At 57.6% G+C, this 17804-nt stretch carries 17 protein-coding genes; 10 read left to right on the top strand and 7 right to left on the bottom strand.

The window, feature by feature from the left end:
* Position 1: 1 nt before the first annotated feature.
* Entirely contained in the window at positions 2-1375 is a 1374-nt protein-coding gene (trkA, locus tag KGB23_RS13045) for a Trk system potassium transporter TrkA (RefSeq protein ID WP_223431362.1), read from the top strand.
* Positions 1376-1568: 193 nt separating this feature from the next.
* Positions 1569-1883: a tetratricopeptide repeat protein gene (locus KGB23_RS13040; protein ID WP_223431361.1), complete on the top strand. Its 315-nt coding sequence runs from the start codon at positions 1569-1571 to the stop codon at positions 1881-1883.
* Here the strand turns inward: KGB23_RS13040 and KGB23_RS13035 are convergent, their stop codons facing one another.
* From KGB23_RS13035 to tag, 3 genes are all read right to left on the bottom strand, one after another.
* Positions 1884-2123 carry a PilZ domain-containing protein gene (locus tag KGB23_RS13035; RefSeq protein WP_008155688.1) on the bottom strand — a complete coding sequence of 80 codons (240 nt, stop codon included), beginning with the start codon at positions 2121-2123 and terminating at the stop codon, positions 1884-1886. It abuts the gene before it with no gap.
* A gap of 71 nt (positions 2124-2194) precedes the next feature.
* Complete coding sequence (locus KGB23_RS13030; RefSeq protein WP_223431360.1) at positions 2195-3082, bottom strand: lysophospholipid acyltransferase; 888 nt, start codon at positions 3080-3082, stop codon at positions 2195-2197.
* Between the two features lie 40 nt (positions 3083-3122).
* Positions 3123-3680 carry a DNA-3-methyladenine glycosylase I gene (tag, locus tag KGB23_RS13025; RefSeq protein ID WP_150657777.1) on the bottom strand — a complete coding sequence of 186 codons (558 nt, stop codon included), beginning with the start codon at positions 3678-3680 and terminating at the stop codon, positions 3123-3125.
* 81 nt (positions 3681-3761) lie between these two features.
* Between tag and glyQ the strand changes: the two genes are divergently transcribed.
* From glyQ to KGB23_RS13005, 4 genes are all read left to right on the top strand, one after another.
* Positions 3762-4715, top strand: a complete 954-nt coding sequence (gene glyQ / locus KGB23_RS13020; RefSeq protein WP_003213601.1) for a glycine--tRNA ligase subunit alpha — start codon at positions 3762-3764, stop codon at positions 4713-4715.
* The gene (gene glyS, locus KGB23_RS13015; protein ID WP_223431359.1) at positions 4712-6766 is read left to right on the top strand and encodes a glycine--tRNA ligase subunit beta; all 2055 of its coding nucleotides are present in this window, start codon (positions 4712-4714) and stop codon (positions 6764-6766) included. The genes glyQ and glyS overlap by 4 nt, the downstream gene beginning before the upstream one ends.
* Positions 6767-6770: 4 nt before the next feature.
* On the top strand, positions 6771-7316 hold the full coding sequence (gmhB, locus tag KGB23_RS13010) for a D-glycero-beta-D-manno-heptose 1,7-bisphosphate 7-phosphatase (RefSeq protein ID WP_223431381.1): 546 nt from the start codon (positions 6771-6773) through the stop codon (positions 7314-7316).
* 89 nt (positions 7317-7405) lie between these two features.
* Complete coding sequence (locus KGB23_RS13005; protein ID WP_223431358.1) at positions 7406-8185, top strand: lysophospholipid acyltransferase family protein; 780 nt, start codon at positions 7406-7408, stop codon at positions 8183-8185.
* 296 nt (positions 8186-8481) lie between these two features.
* Here the strand turns inward: KGB23_RS13005 and gyrB are convergent, their stop codons facing one another.
* From gyrB to dnaA, 4 genes are read right to left on the bottom strand one after another with little or no spacing between them, the layout of a single operon-like run.
* A complete protein-coding gene (gyrB, locus tag KGB23_RS13000) occupies positions 8482-10899 on the bottom strand; it encodes a DNA topoisomerase (ATP-hydrolyzing) subunit B (RefSeq protein ID WP_223431357.1) in 2418 nt (805 codons plus the stop codon).
* Between the two features lie 5 nt (positions 10900-10904).
* A complete protein-coding gene (gene recF / locus KGB23_RS12995) occupies positions 10905-12008 on the bottom strand; it encodes a DNA replication/repair protein RecF (protein WP_056738504.1) in 1104 nt (367 codons plus the stop codon).
* Between the two features lie 20 nt (positions 12009-12028).
* On the bottom strand, positions 12029-13132 hold the full coding sequence (gene dnaN / locus KGB23_RS12990; protein WP_008155702.1) for a DNA polymerase III subunit beta: 1104 nt from the start codon (positions 13130-13132) through the stop codon (positions 12029-12031).
* Positions 13133-13171: 39 nt separating this feature from the next.
* A complete protein-coding gene (gene dnaA / locus KGB23_RS12985; protein WP_223431356.1) occupies positions 13172-14692 on the bottom strand; it encodes a chromosomal replication initiator protein DnaA in 1521 nt (506 codons plus the stop codon).
* A gap of 567 nt (positions 14693-15259) precedes the next feature.
* On the opposite strand from dnaA, the gene rpmH reads away from it, so the two are divergent.
* Genes rpmH through yidC form a run of 4 tightly spaced genes read left to right on the top strand, consistent with a single transcriptional unit; the run spans position 15260 to position 17738 of the window.
* Positions 15260-15394, top strand: a complete 135-nt coding sequence (gene rpmH, locus KGB23_RS12980) for a 50S ribosomal protein L34 (protein WP_003213577.1) — start codon at positions 15260-15262, stop codon at positions 15392-15394.
* Positions 15395-15410: 16 nt separating this feature from the next.
* The gene (gene rnpA / locus KGB23_RS12975; RefSeq protein WP_223431380.1) at positions 15411-15812 is read left to right on the top strand and encodes a ribonuclease P protein component; all 402 of its coding nucleotides are present in this window, start codon (positions 15411-15413) and stop codon (positions 15810-15812) included.
* A complete protein-coding gene (gene yidD, locus KGB23_RS12970; RefSeq protein ID WP_074872215.1) occupies positions 15805-16050 on the top strand; it encodes a membrane protein insertion efficiency factor YidD in 246 nt (81 codons plus the stop codon). Before rnpA ends, yidD begins: the two co-directional genes overlap by 8 nt.
* Before the next feature lie 2 nt (positions 16051-16052).
* Positions 16053-17738 carry a membrane protein insertase YidC gene (yidC, locus tag KGB23_RS12965; protein ID WP_223431355.1) on the top strand — a complete coding sequence of 562 codons (1686 nt, stop codon included), beginning with the start codon at positions 16053-16055 and terminating at the stop codon, positions 17736-17738.
* The last annotated feature ends 66 nt before the right edge of the window (positions 17739-17804 follow it).

Raw genomic sequence — 17804 nt, 5'->3', positions numbered from 1 at the left:
GATGAAAATCATCATCCTCGGCGCAGGGCAGGTCGGCGGTTCGCTGGCAGAACACTTGGCCAGCGAGGCCAACGACATCACCGTGGTCGACACTGATGGTGAACGCCTGCGCGATCTCGGCGATCGGCTGGATATCCGCACCGTGCAGGGCCGCGGTTCACTGCCGACGGTACTGCGTCAGGCCGGCGCGGACGACGCCGACATGCTGGTGGCGGTGACCAACAGCGACGAAACCAACATGGTTGCCTGCCAGGTTGCCCACACCCTGTTCCACACGCCGACCAAAATCGCCCGGGTTCGCGAAGCCGCCTACCTGACTCGCTCCGAGCTGTTCGACAACGAAGCGATTCCGGTGGACGTGCTGATCAGCCCGGAGCAAGTGGTCACCAATTACATCAAGCGCCTGATCCAGCATCCGGGCGCGTTGCAGGTGATCGACTTCGCCGAAGGCAAAGCCCAATTGGTGGCGGTCAAGGCGTACTACGGCGGCCCGCTGGTGGGTCAGCAATTGCGGCAGTTGCGCGAACACATGCCGAATGTCGAAACCCGTGTCGCGGCGATTTTCCGTCGTGATCGGCCGATCTTGCCGCAGGGCGATACGGTGATCGAGGCGGACGACGAAGTCTTTTTCATCGCCGCCAAGGCGAATATTCGCGCGGTGATGAGCGAAATGCGTCGCCTCGATGAGAGCTACAAACGCATCGTCATCGCCGGCGGCGGGCAGATCGGTGAGCGTCTGGCCGAGGCCATCGAAAGCCGTTACCAAGTGAAGATCATCGAGATGAACCCGGCGCGCTGCCGTCATCTCTCGGACACCCTCGATAGCACCGTGGTGTTGCAGGGCAGTGCCTCCGACCGCGACTTGCTAATGGAAGAGAACATCGCCGACGCCGACCTTTTCCTGGCGCTGACCAACGACGACGAAGCCAACATCATGTCCTCGCTGCTGGCCAAGCGCCTGGGCGCGAAGAAGGTGATGACCATCATCAACAACCCGGCCTACGTCGACCTGATCCAGGGCGGCGACATCGACATCGCCATCAGCCCGCAATTGGCGACCATCGGCACCTTGCTGGCCCACGTACGTCGCGGCGATATCGTCAGCGTGCACTCATTGCGCCGGGGCGCGGCGGAAGCCATCGAGGCGATTGCCCACGGTGATGAAAGATCGAGTAAGGTCATCGGCAAGTCCATTGAGAACATTGGCTTGCCGCCGGGCACCACCATTGGCGCGATCATCCGTGACGAAGAAGTGATCATTGCCCACGACGACACGGTGATCGTGGCGGGTGACCATGTGATTCTGTTCCTTGTGGATAAAAAGCATATTAGGGATGTGGAGAAGCTGTTCCATGTGGGACTCAGCTTCTTCTGATCCGGAGTTTGCACTGGGCAGACTGGCCCCTTCGCGAGCAAGTCGAATCGTCGCACCGCCGCTCCCACATTAGATCTTCAGTGGACATTAATTTTGTGTACGAAGACGATTCAATGTGGGAGCGGGCTTGCTCGCGAAGGCGGTCTCTCAGAAAAAATCCTTCCCTGATTCACCTCAATAAGGAATCCACCCAATGCTCGAATCCCTGGAAAAAATGCTCGCCAAGGGTGTGGATAACTCATTGCTGCGCTTCGGTCTGGGCAAGGGTTATCTGGATCTTGGGGAAAACGCCAAGGCCGCTGAGCATTTCCAGCGTTGCGTCGAATTCGATCCGAAGTACTCAGCCGCCTGGAAGCTATTGGGCAAGGCCCATCTGGGGCTGAAGGATTTCGCATCCGCACGTCAGGCGTGGGAACAGGGCCTGGAAGCCGCTCGCGCCCATGGCGACAAGCAGGCCGAAAAGGAAATGACCGTGTTTCTGAAGAAGCTTGAGCGTCAGGCTCACTGATCAGAGGTAGCGCAGGCCAATGCCCTCGGCATCCACCAGCACCACTTCCATGCGCACCCGCGGCGCGCCTGTGGGTAAGTCTTGCACTTGACCGTAAACCACCGCGCCCTTGGGCAATGCCGACAAGCCCGGATGCTTGACGTAGACGCCTGTCGTCGAAAGGTTACGCGTCTGGCCCAGGCATTCGCCGAAGCTGTGGTGACTGATCTTGATGCGAAACGATTTGCGGTGTTCGGACATCTTCTGCGCCCTTAATTGAACGGTGTGGATAACCCTGGACTCACGGTTATCCACAGATCATGCCAATCAACTCAGTACCAGCGTTCTTCACCCGGCGGACGCTTCTTGAAGCGCTTCATGCTCCACATGTACTGGCTCGGATACGCCCGCACATAGCGCTCGACCACCTGGCTCATGGCCGCGCAGGACGTCTCGGTATCGGTGCTGTACATGGCTTCTGGCGCGGCTTCGAGGATCACTTTGTAACCCGAACCGTCGGGCAGACGTAGCGCATGCAGGAACACGCCGACCGCTTTGCCGCCGGCCAGCATATTCGGTACGAACTTGCTGGTCAGGGCCTGGGTGGCGAAGAACGGCACGAAAATCCCGGCGGATTCGGACGGTTCCGGGTCAGCGGGAATGCCCACTGCACCACCTTTGCGCACTTCCTTGATGATGCTGAGGATGCCTTCCTTGGTGGAAGCGGCCACCCGGTTGCCCAATTGCACCCGCTGCTTGCGCAGCAAATCATCCACAGCCTTCAGCTTTGGCGGACGATAAAAGATGATCGGTTTGCACTGGTTGCAATAGAAGTGGTTCAACACTTCCCAGTTGCCCAGGTGACTGGTGATACCGACGACCCCTTTGCCGGAGGCGAGGGCGTCCTTTAATACGTCGAGACCTTCGACTTCACGCACCAGGTCGATGGAGCGCTGGGCCGGCCAGATCCAGGCGCAGGCACTTTCGGTCAGGGACTTGCCGATGTCTTTCAGGCTCTGGCCTACCAGACGCTCACGCTCGGCCGGGTCCATATCCGGGAAACACTTGGCGAGATTGATCCGCACCACATCGCGGGAACGGTTAGGGGTTTTCCACATGACCCAGCCGATGACCGAGCCCACTGCCTGCACTGCCCGCCAAGGAAGCAGGGCAAACAGCCGCAGAGCGCCTACCAGCAAGGCGCCTTTAAACTTATCCACAGGTCACTCCTGATCTTGTGCTGTGCGCGAGGCGGCTATTCTAACCGCCGATCGCCAGCGCCGCGTAGCGATCGCAATCCTGGGTGTGGTCCATGACCATGCCCGAGGCCTGCATCAGCGCGTAGCAAATAGTTGGACCGACGAACGTGAAGCCGGCCTTTTTCAGGCCTTTGCTCATCTCCACGGCGGTCGGCGTCACGGCCGGGACTTCGCTGCGGTCCTTGAAATGATTGATCACAGGCTTGCCGTCGACGAAGGACCAGAGAAACTCCACCGGATCCTCCAGCGCCAGCCAGGCCTGGGCATTGCGCCGGGCCGCATTGAGTTTGAGGCGATTGCGAATGATGCCCGGATCGAGCATCAATTCATCGATTTCGGCGTCGCTCATCTGCGCCACGCGCTGTACGTCGAAGCCGAACATCACCTGACGATAGTGCTCACGTTTACGCAGCACGGTGATCCAGGAAAGGCCGGCCTGGAACCCTTCGAGCAAAAGCAACTCGAACAATCCCTGCGCATCGCGTAGCGGCGTGCCCCACTCCTGATCGTGATAAGCCATGTACAGCGGATCTTCGGAACACCAAAAGCAGCGTGGCATAAGGCTCCAGGGGGCGTGCGCAGGACCGAATCGGGTATACTCCCGCTCTTTAAATCGCAGCCCAAGAAACAGGTGAATTTCGTGAGCCAGCCTACGCCAGCCGTGCGTACCTTCCAAGACTTGATCCTCGCCCTCCAGCAATACTGGGCCGAGCAAGGTTGTGTGGTACTTCAGCCCTACGATATGGAAGTAGGCGCCGGGACTTTCCACACTGCCACGTTTCTGCGCGCCATTGGCCCGGAAACCTGGAACGCCGCTTATGTGCAGCCCAGTCGTCGCCCGACTGACGGCCGCTACGGCGAAAACCCGAACCGTCTGCAGCACTACTACCAGTTCCAGGTCGTGCTGAAGCCGAACCCGGACAACTTCCAGGAACTGTACCTGGGCTCCCTCAAGCATGTCGGCCTGGACCCGCTGGTCCACGACATTCGCTTCGTTGAAGACAACTGGGAATCGCCAACACTGGGCGCCTGGGGTCTGGGCTGGGAAGTCTGGCTCAATGGCATGGAAGTGACGCAGTTCACTTACTTCCAGCAAGCGGGCGGCATCGAGTGCTACCCGGTAACCGGCGAGATCACTTACGGTCTCGAGCGCCTGGCCATGTACCTGCAGGGCGTGGACTCGGTCTACGACCTGGTCTGGGCTGACGGTCCGTTCGGCAAAGTGACCTACGGCGATGTGTTCCACCAGAACGAAGTGGAGCAGTCGACCTATAACTTCGAACACGCCAACGTCGAGAAGCTGTTCGAACTGTTCGACTTCTACGAAAGCGAAGCCAAGCGCCTGATCGAACTTGACCAGCCGCTGCCGTTGCCAAGCTACGAAATGGTGTTGAAGGCCTCCCATACCTTCAACCTGCTGGATGCTCGCCGGGCGATCTCGGTGACCGCGCGTCAGCAATACATTCTGCGTGTCCGCACCCTGGCGCGTTCCGTTGCGCAAGCCTACTTGCTGGCTCGCGCCAAGCTGGGCTTCCCGATGGCGACCCCGGACTTGCGTGACGAAGTACTGGCCAAGCTGGAGGCTGCACAATGAGTGCTCAAGATTTTCTGGTTGAACTGGGCACCGAAGAACTGCCACCCAAAGCCCTGAACACCCTGGCCGACGCGTTCTTGGCTGGTATCGACAAGGGCCTGCAAGCCGCTGGCCTGAACTACGAGACCAAAACCGTCTACGCCGCGCCACGTCGTCTGGCTGTGCTGATCACCGATCTGGCGACTCAGCAGCCGGATCGCAGCATCAACCTCGATGGTCCGCCACGTCAGGCCGCATTCGATGCCGAAGGCAACCCGACTCAAGCAGCCCTGGGCTTCGCCAAGAAGTGCGGCGTCGACCTGAGCGAAATCGATCAGAGCGGCCCGAAACTGCGTTACAGCCAAAGCATCGCCGGCAAGCCGACCGCGAGCCTGCTGCCAACCATCGTCGAAGATTCCCTGAACGACCTGCCGATTCCCAAGCGCATGCGCTGGGGTGCTCGCAAGGAAGAATTCGTTCGTCCGACCCAGTGGCTGGTGATGCTGCTCGGTGACCAAGTCATCGACTGCACGATCCTCGCCCAGAAGGCGGGTCGCGATTCCCGTGGCCACCGCTTCCATCACCCGGAAAGCGTGCGCATCACCTCGCCGGCCAACTACTTGACCGACCTGCGTGCCGCTTACGTATTGGCCGATGCCAATGAGCGTCGCGAGCTGATCAGCAAACGCGTCGAAGAGCTGGCGACGATGCAGGAAGGGACGGCGATCGTGCCGCCAGCGCTGCTCGACGAAGTGACCGCGCTGGTTGAATGGCCGGTGCCGCTGGTGTGTTCGTTCGAAGAACGTTTCCTCGACGTGCCGCAAGAAGCCCTGATCACCACCATGCAGGACAACCAGAAGTACTTCTGCCTGCTGGATGCCGACGGCAAGTTGCTGCCACGTTTCATTACCGTGGCCAACATCGAAAGCAAAGACCCGCAGCAGATCATCGCCGGTAACGAGAAAGTGGTTCGCCCACGCCTGACCGACGCCGAGTTCTTCTTCAAGCAAGACAAGAAGCAGAAACTCGAAGACTTCAACCTGCGCCTGCAGAACGTGGTGTTCCAGGAAAAACTCGGCAGCGTCTACGACAAGGCCGAGCGCGTTTCCAAACTCGCTGCGTTCATCGCTCAACGCATTGGCGGTAACGCCGCATGGGCTTCCCGTGCCGGTCTGCTGTCCAAGTGCGACCTGGCGACCGAGATGGTCGGTGAGTTCCCGGAGATGCAAGGTGTCGCCGGTTACTACTACGCCCTCAACGACGGCGAGCCGGAAGAAGTCGCTCTGGCGCTGAACGAGCAATACATGCCGCGCGGTGCCGGCGCTGAACTGCCGACCACCCTGACCGGTGCGGCGGTGGCCATCGCTGACAAGCTCGACACACTGGTGGGGATTTTCGGCATCGGCATGCTGCCAACCGGTAGCAAAGACCCGTACGCCTTGCGCCGTGCTGCACTCGGCGTGTTGCGCATCCTGATCGACAAGAAGCTCGACCTCGACCTGAACGACGCCGTGGCTTTCGCCGTGAATGCATTCGGTACCAAGGTCAAGGTTGCCGGCCTCAACGATTCGGTGCTGGAATTCATCTTCGACCGTCTGCGTGCCCGTTACGAAGACGAAGGCGTTGATGTCGGGACGTACCTGTCGGTGCGTGCCCTGAAACCGGGTTCAGCGCTGGACTTCGATCAGCGCGTACAAGCGGTAGAAGCTTTCCGAAAATTGCCGGAAGCCGCTGCCCTGGCCGCCGTGAACAAGCGCGTTTCGAACTTGCTGAGCAAGGTCGAAGGCTCTGTTCCTTCGGTCGTGGAAGCCAAATACTTCGACAACGCCAACGAGTTCTCCCTGTACTCGGCGATCCAGCAGGCTGACCAGGCTGTCCAGCCGATGGCTGCGGCGCGTCAATACAGCGAATCGCTGGCACGTCTGGCTGCCTTGCGCGAGCCAGTGGATGCGTTCTTCGAAGCCGTGATGGTCAACGCAGAAGATGCCAAGGTCCGCGCCAACCGTTATGCGCTGCTGTCGCGCCTGCGTGGGCTGTTCCTCGGCGTCGCCGACATTTCGCTGCTGGGTTGAGGGGCTGCTGTTGAAACTGCTGATTCTCGATCGGGACGGGGTGATCAATTACGACTCCGACGCTTACATCAAGTCGGTGGAGGAGTGGATTCCGCTCCCGGGTTCGATCGAAGCCATCGCGCAATTGAGCAAGGCCGGCTGGACGGTAGCAGTGGCTACCAACCAGTCGGGCATCGCTCGCGGCTATTACGACATCGCCACCCTGGACGCCATGCACGAGCGCTTGCGCGAGCGGGTGGCGGAGCAGGGCGGTGAAGTCGGGCTGATCGTCTATTGCCCGCACGGGCCGGACGATGGCTGCGATTGCCGCAAACCAAAACCCGGGATGTTGAAAACCATCGCCGCGCATTACAACGTATCGCTGACAAATCTTTGGTTCGTCGGCGATACCCTTGGTGACCTGGAGGCCGCCAAAGCCGTCGATTCACAGCCAGTTTTGGTAAAGACCGGGAAAGGCGAAAAGACTTTGGGCAAGACCCTACCGGCAGGCACCTTGATTTTTGACGATCTGGCGGCGATTGCCGCAGAACTTGTGCACAACTGCACTTAAATAAGTCGTGCGCTTCGATTTTCCTGACCAAGGATGAAAGGGAAGTGCGCTTGAATAGGCGGGCAGTGCCCGCAACGGTAAATGTCGCCATGTCGATACTGCAGGCCATCAGAACCTTCCTCTTTTACCTGCTGCTGGGCACCAGTTCCTTGCTCTGGTGCAGCCTGAGCTTTTTTATCGCGCCTTTTCTGCCGTTCAAGGCGCGGTATCGCTTCATCAATGTGTACTGGTGCCGCTGCGCCTTGTGGCTGAGCAAAGTCTTTCTGGGCATCAGCTACGAAGTGAAGGGCGCCGAGAACGTACCCGACCAGCCCTGCGTGATTCAGTCGAACCACCAGAGCACGTGGGAGACGTTCTTTCTATCCGCCTACTTTGAGCCATTGAGCCAGGTACTTAAGCGCGAACTGCTCTTCGTTCCGTTTTTCGGCTGGGCCATGGCCATGCTGCGACCGATCGCCATCGACCGCGACAATCCGAAAGCGGCACTCAAGCATGTAGCGAAGAAGGGCGATGAACTGTTGAAAGACGGCGTCTGGGTCCTGATCTTTCCAGAGGGAACGCGCGTTCCTTACGGCACCATCGGAAAGTTCTCTCGGGGTGGTACTGCTTTAGCCGTCAACGCCGCACTTCCAGTACTGCCGATTGCGCACAATGCTGGCAAGTTCTGGCCGAAAACCGGTTGGGCGAAGAAGCAGGGCGTCATTACCGTGATCATCGGCGCGCCAATGTATGCCGAAGGTAGCGGACCGCGAGCGATTGCCGAGCTGAATGATCGGGTCCAGACCTGGAACGAGCAGATGCAACGTGAAATGGGTTCGCTGCCACCCGCCCCGCAAGCCCCGACTGCTACCGATCAAGTGGCTGTCTGAGATTTTGTGGATAACCTGTGTACCGTTTTCTTGAAATGCGTCGGATTTAGTTCGTAGGTTTATGATTTATATACATATTTTATAAACCCATAAAAAACCGAAAAAGGTGCATAAGTTTTTTTTGGACGTAAAAAAACCGGCTGATATAGCCGGTTTTTTTATGCCTTCGGTTCAGGTGTTTCAATCTTCGTTGGAGAGCGTGGCAGCGATGACCGAGTAAACGGACGCACCTTTCTGACAATAAAAAAAGGCCAACGCTTGAGCGTTGGCCTTTTTCGTTTGGCAGGTTCGCTGGATCAGAAGTCCAGGTTGGAAACCGCCAAGGCGTTGCTTTCGATGAAGTCACGACGAGGCTCGACCGCATCACCCATCAGGGTGTTGAAGATCTGATCCGCGCCAATGGCGTCTTCGATGGTCACTTTGAGCATCCGGCGCTGGCTTGGGTCCATGGTGGTTTCCCACAGCTGATCCGGGTTCATTTCACCCAGACCTTTGTATCGCTGGATAGTGTGACGCTTGGTGCTTTCGGCCATCAGCCATTCAAGGGCTTCCTTGAACTCCGTGACCGGCTTCTTACGCTCGCCACGCTGGATATACGCGCCGTCGTCCAGCAAGGTGCTCAGTTGAGCGCCCAGAGAAACAACAGTCTTGTAATCGTTGCTGCCGAAGAAGTCGCGGTTGAAGGTGACGTAGTTCGACAAGCCGTGGGAGATCAGTTCGACCTCAGGCAGCCAGACGTTACGTTCACGGTCTTCACGCAGGCTGGCTTTGTAAACCAGGCCGGACTTCTCGACGGTGCGCAGGCGAACTTCGTACTGGGCCATCCAATCCTGCATCGCAGCGTGATCGGACAATTGCTCCAGGCTAACGGCAGGCAGGTAGATGAAGTGCTCGGTCAGCTCCTGTGGGTACAGGCGCGACAGACGCTTGAGCGTCTTCATTACCAGACGGAAATCATTCACCAGACGCTCGAGGGCGGGTCCGGAAATACCCGGGGCGTCCTCGTTCAGGTGCAGGCTCGCATCTTCCAGGGCCGACTGCGTCATGTACTCTTCCATGGCGTCGTCGTCTTTGATGTATTGCTCTTGCTTGCCCTTCTTGACCTTGTACAGCGGTGGCTGGGCGATGTAGATGTAGCCGCGCTCGATCAGCTCCGGCAACTGACGGAAGAAGAAGGTCAGCAGCAGGGTACGGATGTGCGAACCGTCGACGTCAGCATCGGTCATGATGATGATGTTGTGGTAACGCAGCTTCGCGATGTTGTACTCATCGCGGCCAATGCCGCAGCCCAGCGCGGTAATCAAGGTGCCCACTTCTTGCGAAGAGATCATCTTGTCGAAGCGTGCCTTCTCGACGTTCAGGATCTTGCCCTTGAGAGGCAGGATGGCTTGGGTCCGACGGTTGCGTCCCTGCTTGGCGGAGCCGCCAGCAGAGTCACCTTCCACGAGGTACAGTTCGGAAAGGGCAGGGTCTTTTTCCTGGCAGTCAGCCAGTTTGCCCGGCAGGCCGGCGATATCCAGCGCGCCTTTACGACGTGTCATCTCACGGGCTTTACGCGCCGCTTCACGAGCGCGAGCCGCATCGATCATCTTGCCGACGACCAGCTTGGCTTCGTTCGGGTTTTCCAGCAGGAAGTCGGAGAAGTACTTGCCCATTTCCTGTTCGACCGCGGTCTTCACTTCGGAAGAAACCAGCTTGTCTTTGGTCTGGGAGCTGAACTTCGGATCCGGCACTTTTACCGAGATGATCGCGGTCAGGCCTTCACGGGCATCGTCACCGGTGGTCGCGACTTTGTGCTTCTTCGCCAGACCTTCGGCTTCGATGTAGGTGTTCAGGTTACGCGTCAGAGCGGAACGGAAACCCACCAGGTGAGTACCGCCATCGCGCTGTGGAATGTTGTTGGTGAAGCACAACAGGTTCTCGTTGAAGCTGTCGTTCCACTGCAAGGCGATTTCCACGCCGATGCCGTCTTCGCGCTGGATGTTGAAGTGGAACACTTGGTTGACCGGGGTCTTGTTGGTGTTCAGGTATTCAACGAACGCACGCAAGCCACCTTCGTACTTGAACAGCTCCTCCTTGCCGCTGCGCTCATCCTTGAGGACGATGCCGACACCGGAGTTGAGGAAGGACAGTTCACGAATCCGCTTGGCCAGGATGTCCCAGCTGAAGTGGATGTTCTTGAATGTCAGATCGGACGGTTTGAAGTGGATCTGGGTCCCGGTGGTTTCGCTTTCACCGACGATTTTCATCGGTTCTTTTGGAACACCGTGAATGTACGTCTGTTCCCAGATCTTGCCGCTGCGGCGAACGGTCAAGACCAGCTCTTCGGACAGGGCGTTCACAACCGACACACCTACACCGTGCAGGCCGCCGGATACTTTGTAGGAGTTGTCGTCGAACTTACCGCCGGCGTGCAGCACGGTCATGATGACCTCGGCTGCCGAGACGCCTTCTTCTTTGTGCACGTCTACCGGGATACCACGACCGTTGTCACGAACGGTGATGGATTCGTCCGGGTGGATGATGATGCTGATGTCGTCGCAGTGGCCGGCGAGAGCTTCGTCGATCGAGTTATCGACCACTTCGAACACCATGTGGTGGAGACCGCTGCCATCGTCGGTGTCACCAATGTACATACCGGGACGTTTGCGTACGGCATCCAGGCCTTTCAGCACTTTAATGCTCGTTGAGTCGTACGTATTTTCTTCGCTCAATGCCTTCACTCCCGATGGTCGTGGGTCTGGGTGATACGGCCCTGTTCCACGTGGAACAGAGCGACTGGCGTTTCCGTCTGCCAGCCTTCCCTCAATAATTCGTGATCTACACAGGTGATAAACACCTGGCAGCGTAAGTCTTCCAGCAAGCGGCAAAGCGCGCGGCGGTGGTGCTCGTCCAGTTCGGACGGCAGGTCATCCACCAGATAAATACACTGGCCGCGTCGGGCCTGGCTGACCAAGTGCCCTTGGGCAATCCGCAATGCACAGACCACCAGCTTCTGCTGACCGCGAGACAAGATGTCCGCGGCGTTGTGTGCACCCAATCTAAGACGCAAATCAGCGCGCTGTGGTCCGGCCTGGGTATGACCCATTTGCTGATCCCGCTGAAGGGACCCGGCGAGCACTGCACTCAGCTCGCGGTCTTTGTCCCAACCTCGGTAATAGCTGAGCGTTAAGCCCTCGAGCTCAACCAGTTCGCTCAAGGTCTGTTCAAAGACTGGTTTCAAGGCTTTGATATAAGCGCGGCGGTATTCATCAATTTCAGCGCTGGCCTGGCACAGTTCCCTGTCCCAAACCGCTTGCGAAACGGCGTCAAGTGTACCATGCCGCAGCCAAGAGTTTCTCTGGCGCAGGGCCTTCTGCAAGCGCTGCCAGGTGGACATGAATCGTGGTTCCACGTGGAACACGCCCCAGTCGAGAAACTGACGGCGAATCTTCGGTGCGCCTTCCAGCAACCGGAAGCTATCAGGGTTGATCAACTGCAGCGGCAGGATTTCCGCCAGTTGCGCCGCGCTGCGGGCATTCTGCCCGTCGATGCGAATCTGGAACTCCCCTTGACGGTCGCGGGAGATCCCCAAGGCGCTGTGCCCACCCTCAGCCATCTCCACCTGACCAAACACCGTACAGGCGAGCTGCTCGTACTGGATGACCGGTAACAGGCGGGTGCTACGAAACGAACGGGCAAGCCCCAGCAGATGAATGGCTTCCAGAACACTGGTTTTGCCGCTGCCGTTGGCGCCGTAAAGAATGTTGATTCGGGGGGAGGGGGAGAAGGTCACCGGGTGCAGATTGCGCACCGCGGTGACCGAGACGCGACTTAAAGACATCTAGCTTCTGCTGAGCATGATTACAGACGCATCGGCATGACAACATAAGCCGAGTCGTCGTTGTCAGACTCTTGCACCAACGCACTGCTGTTGGAGTCGGACAGGATCAGACGAACCTGCTCAGTCGTCATGACGCCCAACACGTCCAGCAGGTAGCTCACGTTGAAGCCGATTTCCAGATTGCCGCCGTTGTACTCGACGCCCACTTCTTCTTCCGCTTCTTCCTGTTCAGGGTTGTTCGCCTGGATCTTCAGCTGACCGTTGGCCAGTTGCAGACGAATACCGCGGTACTTCTCGTTGGACAGAATTGCGGTACGGCTGAACGCTTCACGCAGGGCCTGACGATCGCCGAGGACCAGTTTGTCGCCACCTTTCGGCAGAACGCGCTCGTAGTCAGGGAATTTGCCGTCGACCAGTTTCGAGGTAAAGGTGAATTCGCCAGTGGTGGCGCGGATGTGGTGTTGACCCAGAACGATGCTGACGATGCCGTCCGGTTCGGTCAGCAGACGCGCCAGCTCAAGGATACCCTTGCGCGGCACGATCACCTGGTGACGATCCGGCTGACCGATATCGGCCTTCATCGAGCACATGGCCAGACGGTGACCGTCGGTGGCCACGGCGCGGATGATGCCTTCGGAAACTTCCAGCAGCATGCCGTTGAGGTAGTAACGCACGTCCTGTTGGGCCATGGCGAAGCTGGTGCGTTCGATCAAACGGCGCAGTTTGCTTTGCTCAAGGCTGCACGTCAGCGAGCCGGGGCCTTCTTCCACAGTCGGGAAGTCATTGGCCGGCAGGGTCGACAGGGTGAAGCGGCTACGGCCGGCCTTCACCACGAGCTTCTGCTCGTCGACCTTGATGTCGATCAGCGCATCGTTCGGCAAGCTTTTGCAGATATCCATCAGCTTGCGCGCAGGCACAGTGATGGAACCTGGATCGGCAGGCTCTTCGAGTTGTACACGACCGACCAGCTCGACTTCCAGGTCGGTACCGGTCAGCGACAATTGCTGGCCTTCGACAACCAGCAGCACGTTGGAGAGCACCGGCAAGGTCTGTCGGCGCTCGACGACGCCTGCGACCAGTTGCAGGGGTTTCAACAGGGCTTCGCGTTGAATGGTGAAATGCATGGTCTAGTCCCTTGCCTTAATAAGCTGCGCTGGTGTTCATCAAGTGGTCAGTGTACGCAGCAGGTTCTTGTAGTCCTCGCGGATGTCCGCGTCGGATTCCTTAAGTTCGTTGATCTTGCGGCAGGCGTGCAAAACAGTCGTGTGGTCCCGGCCGCCAAACACATCGCCGATTTCCGGCAGGCTGTGGTTAGTCAACTCTTTGGACAATGCCATTGCAACCTGACGCGGACGTGCGACCGAGCGTGAACGACGCTTGGACAGCAGGTCGGAGATCTTTATCTTGTAGTACTCGGCGACCGTGCGCTGAATGTTATCCACAGAGACCAGTTTGTCTTGCAGCGCCAACAAGTCTTTCAGGGATTCGCGAATCAGCTCGATGGTGATGTCGCGGCCCATGAAGTGCGAGTGGGCGATCACGCGTTTCAGCGCGCCTTCCAGCTCACGGACGTTGGAGCGAATACGCTGGGCGATGAAGAACGCCGCATCATGGGGCAGATCGACTTTGGCCTGATCGGCCTTTTTCATCAGGATCGCCACGCGGGTTTCCAGCTCCGGCGGCTCGACGGCTACCGTCAGGCCCCAGCCGAAGCGGGATTTGAGGCGCTCTTCAAGGCCTTCGATTTCTTTCGGATAGCGGTCACTGGTGAGAATGACCTGCTGGCCACCTTCAAGCAGGGCGTTGAAGGTGTGGAAAAACTCTTCCTGGGAACGTTCTTTGCGGGCGAAGAACTGAATGTCATCGATCAGCAACGCATCCACCGAACGGTAGAAGCGCTTGAACTCGTTGATGGCGTTCAGCTGCAGGGCCTTGACCATGTCGGCCACGAACCGCTCGGAATGCAGGTACACAACCTTGGCATTCGGATTCTTCTTTAATAGGTGGTTACCCACAGCGTGCATCAAGTGGGTTTTACCCAAGCCGACACCGCCATAAAGGAAGAGCGGGTTGTAGCCATGCTTGGGGTTGTCCGCCACTTGCCAGGCCGCAGCCCGGGCCAGTTGGTTGGACTTGCCCTCGACGAAGTTTTCGAAGGTGAAGGTGCGGTTCAGGTAGCTGGTGTGCTTGAGCGCACCTTCGACCTGCACCGTACGCTGTTCGGCGCGAATCGGTGCCTGTTGCGAACTGGCCCCGGCCATCGGGTCGAAGCTGTCGCGCGATGGCTCTTCATTTACCTCGGCAACTTTTTGCGTCGCACGCTTGGTCGGAGCGGCTACCTGGGCTGACGGCGCAGCGTTGACAGGTGCTTGAGCGACCTGAGCCTGTGAAGCAGCGGCGGCCAACGGAGCATTCGGGGCGGCACGCGGTGCCGAACTGCGTTTGCTGCCTATTAATAAGGACAACGCCGGCGCCATGCCATTGCCATGCTCATCCAGCAGTTCAAGGACGCGGCCCAGGTACTTTTCGTTGACCCAGTCGAGAACAAAACGATTCGGTGCGTAGACACGCAACTCGTCGCCTTCGGCTTCGACCTGTAGTGGACGGATCCAAGTGTTGAATTGTTGGGCAGGCAGCTCATCGCGCAAAAGCTCCACGCACTGCTGCCAAAGTTCCACTGACACGGATATCCCCTAAGTTGAAAGCCGGTGAGGCAAAAACAAGCCGCCATTGTAGCCGACCAAGCCCCGACTTATCCACACGAAGGTTGTTCACCCTCCATGAGGAATCAGCGATTTATACGAAAAAAAGACGACCAGCGGTCTGTGCATAAGCACTGTGGATAACCGGGTCTAAGGTCGTTGTACAAGTGGGGGGGAAACTCGGTGGATAACCACCCTGTGGATAAGTACCCCTTTCACACACAGCTTATCCGACAGCGCAGCACAGGGTTACCACCGTTTTCCACCGTAGTTGTCATTCTCTGTACATCACGACTTTAAAGGGCTGATGGCAGTTATCCACAGATGATCGTGTCCCTAGCTTTTATAAGCTTTACAGAAAAGCTTTAAATACTTTCCTTCTTAATTTCTATATCTAGCCAGGGAGCTCGGCAGGAAAAACGTCTGGAGATCTATTTATAAGGAAACGCTGGTTGGAAATTGACCTAGAGGCTTGCTTTCTCTAGAATCCCCGGTCTCTTAAAACGGGGGCCATTCCGGCCCGTTGTGGACGAACCAGGTAACACGACAATGAAACGTACTTTCCAACCAAGCACTATCAAACGCGCTCGTACCCACGGTTTCCGTGCTCGCATGGCTACCAAGAACGGTCGTGCCGTTCTGTCGCGTCGTCGCGCCAAAGGTCGTGCGCGTCTGGCAGTTTGATAAGCCGGCACTGGAGGTGAGTCAGGACTTCAGTCGGGAAAAGCGTCTGCTTACTCCCCGGCATTTCAAGGCAGTCTTTGACTCCCCTACCGGCAAGGTTCCGGGGAAAAATCTCCTGCTCCTTGCGCGCAACAACGATCTTGATCACCCCCGTCTCGGGCTGGTTATCGGGAAAAAGAGCGTAAAGCTCTCCGTCGAGCGCAATCGCCTCAAACGTCTGATGCGCGAATCGTTCCGTCTGCACCAGGATTTACTGGTCGGTTGGGACATCGTTATCGTCGCGCGCAAAGGTTTGGGTGACGTAGAAAACCCCGAATTGATTCAGCATTTCGGCAAACTCTGGAAGCGTCTGGCACGCAGCACGCCGGTACCAGCAGTCAAAACCGAAACTGTAGGGGTAGACAGTCCCGATGCGTAAACTGGCACTCGTTCCGATCCAGTTTTATCGCTATGCCATTAGTCCTCTGATGGCCAGTCACTGTCGTTTCTACCCCAGTTGTTCCTGCTACGCGTATGAAGCCATAGAAAATCATGGCCTTCTGCGCGGTGGCTGGCTGGCCTTTCGTCGTTTAGGTCGCTGTCATCCGTGGAATCCCGGTGGTTATGACCCGGTTCCATCTATCCCTACCTCCCGTTCTTCTTCGATGGCCGAGTAATCATGGATATCAAACGCACGATCCTGATCGTCGCCCTGGCAATCGTGTCCTACGTTATGGTTCTTAAATGGAACCAGGACTATGGCCAGGCTGCCCTGCCGACTCAGAATGTTGCTTCCAGTACTACCGCACCGGGCCTACCGGATACGGCGACTGGCAATAATGCTTCTGTCAGTGACGACATTCCACGCGCCGCAAGCGATACCAGTGCAACTGCACCTGCTGAAACACCAGTAGCTGCAAGCAAAGACCTCATCCAGATCAAAACGGATGTGCTCAACCTGGCAATCGATCCACAAGGTGGCGATGTTGCCCAGTTGACGCTGCCGCTGTATCCACGTCGCCAGGACCATCCGGAAATTCCATTCCAGTTGTTCGATAACGGCAACGAGCGGACTTATCTGGCTCAAAGCGGTTTGATCGGCACCGATGGTCCGGACGCAAGTCCTGCCGGTCGTCCGGTTTACTCCTCGGAGAAGAAGGTTTACCAACTGGCTGACGGTCAGGACCAATTGGTCGCAGACCTGAAGTTCAGCAAGGACGGCATCAACTACATCAAGCGTTTCACCCTGAAACGTGGCCTGTATGACGTAACCGTTTCCTACCTGATCGATAACCAGAGTGCCAAACCCTGGTCCGGTGCAATATTCGCGCAATTGAAGCGTGACGCCAGCTCCGATCCTTCTTCCAGCACCGCCACCGGCACCGCGACTTACCTGGGCGCTGCCCTGTGGACAAGTAACGAGCCGTACAAGAAAGTGTCCATGAAGGACATGGACAAGGCTCAGCTGAAAGAAACCGTTAACGGTGGTTGGGTTGCATGGTTGCAGCACTACTTCGTGACCGCGTGGATTCCGGCGAAAGGCGAGAACAACCTCGTCCAGACCCGTAAAGACAGCAAAGGCAACTACATCATCGGCTACACCGCTCCGGCAATGACTGTCGCACCAGGTGCAAAAGCCGAGACCAGCGCCGTTCTATACGCAGGTCCGAAAAGCCAGGCCGTGCTGAAAGAGTTGTCCCCAGGTCTGGAACTGACCGTCGACTACGGCATTCTGTGGTTCATTGCCCAGCCAATCTTCTGGTTGCTGCAACACATCCACGCGCTGGTCGGTAACTGGGGCTGGTCGATCATCTTCCTGACCATGCTGATCAAAGGGATCTTCTTCCCGCTGTCGGCTGCCAGCTACAAATCCATGGCGCGCATGCGTGCAGTGGCACCGAAACTGGCGGCGCTGAAAGAGCAACATGGCGACGACCGGCAGAAAATGTCGCAATCCATGATGGAGCTGTACAAGAAAGAGAAGATCAATCCGCTGGGTGGTTGCTTGCCAATCCTCGTGCAGATGCCGGTTTTCCTTTCGCTGTACTGGGTTCTGCTGGAAAGCGTTGAAATGCGCCAAGCGCCGTTCATGCTGTGGATTACTGACCTGTCGATCAAGGATCCGTTCTTCATTCTGCCGATCATCATGGGTGCAACCATGTTCATCCAGCAGCAGCTGAACCCGACTCCTCCGGATCCGATGCAGGCCAAGGTGATGAAGCTGATGCCAATCATCTTCACCTTCTTCTTCCTGTGGTTCCCGGCTGGTCTGGTGCTGTACTGGGTAGTGAACAACTGCCTGTCGATCGCCCAACAGTGGTACATCACTCGTAAGATCGAAGCAGCTACCAAAGCAGCTGCCTGATTTACACTGTGGATAACCACTCAAAACGCCCCCTAGTGGGGCGTTTTGCTATCTGTCACTTTTGTC

The sequence above is a fragment of the Pseudomonas sp. GL-B-26 genome (genome assembly GCF_019947405.1).
Lineage (GTDB): Bacteria > Pseudomonadota > Gammaproteobacteria > Pseudomonadales > Pseudomonadaceae > Aquipseudomonas.
Note: the sequence above shows the minus strand (reverse complement) of the source record. Positions and strands in the feature narration are given on the sequence as shown.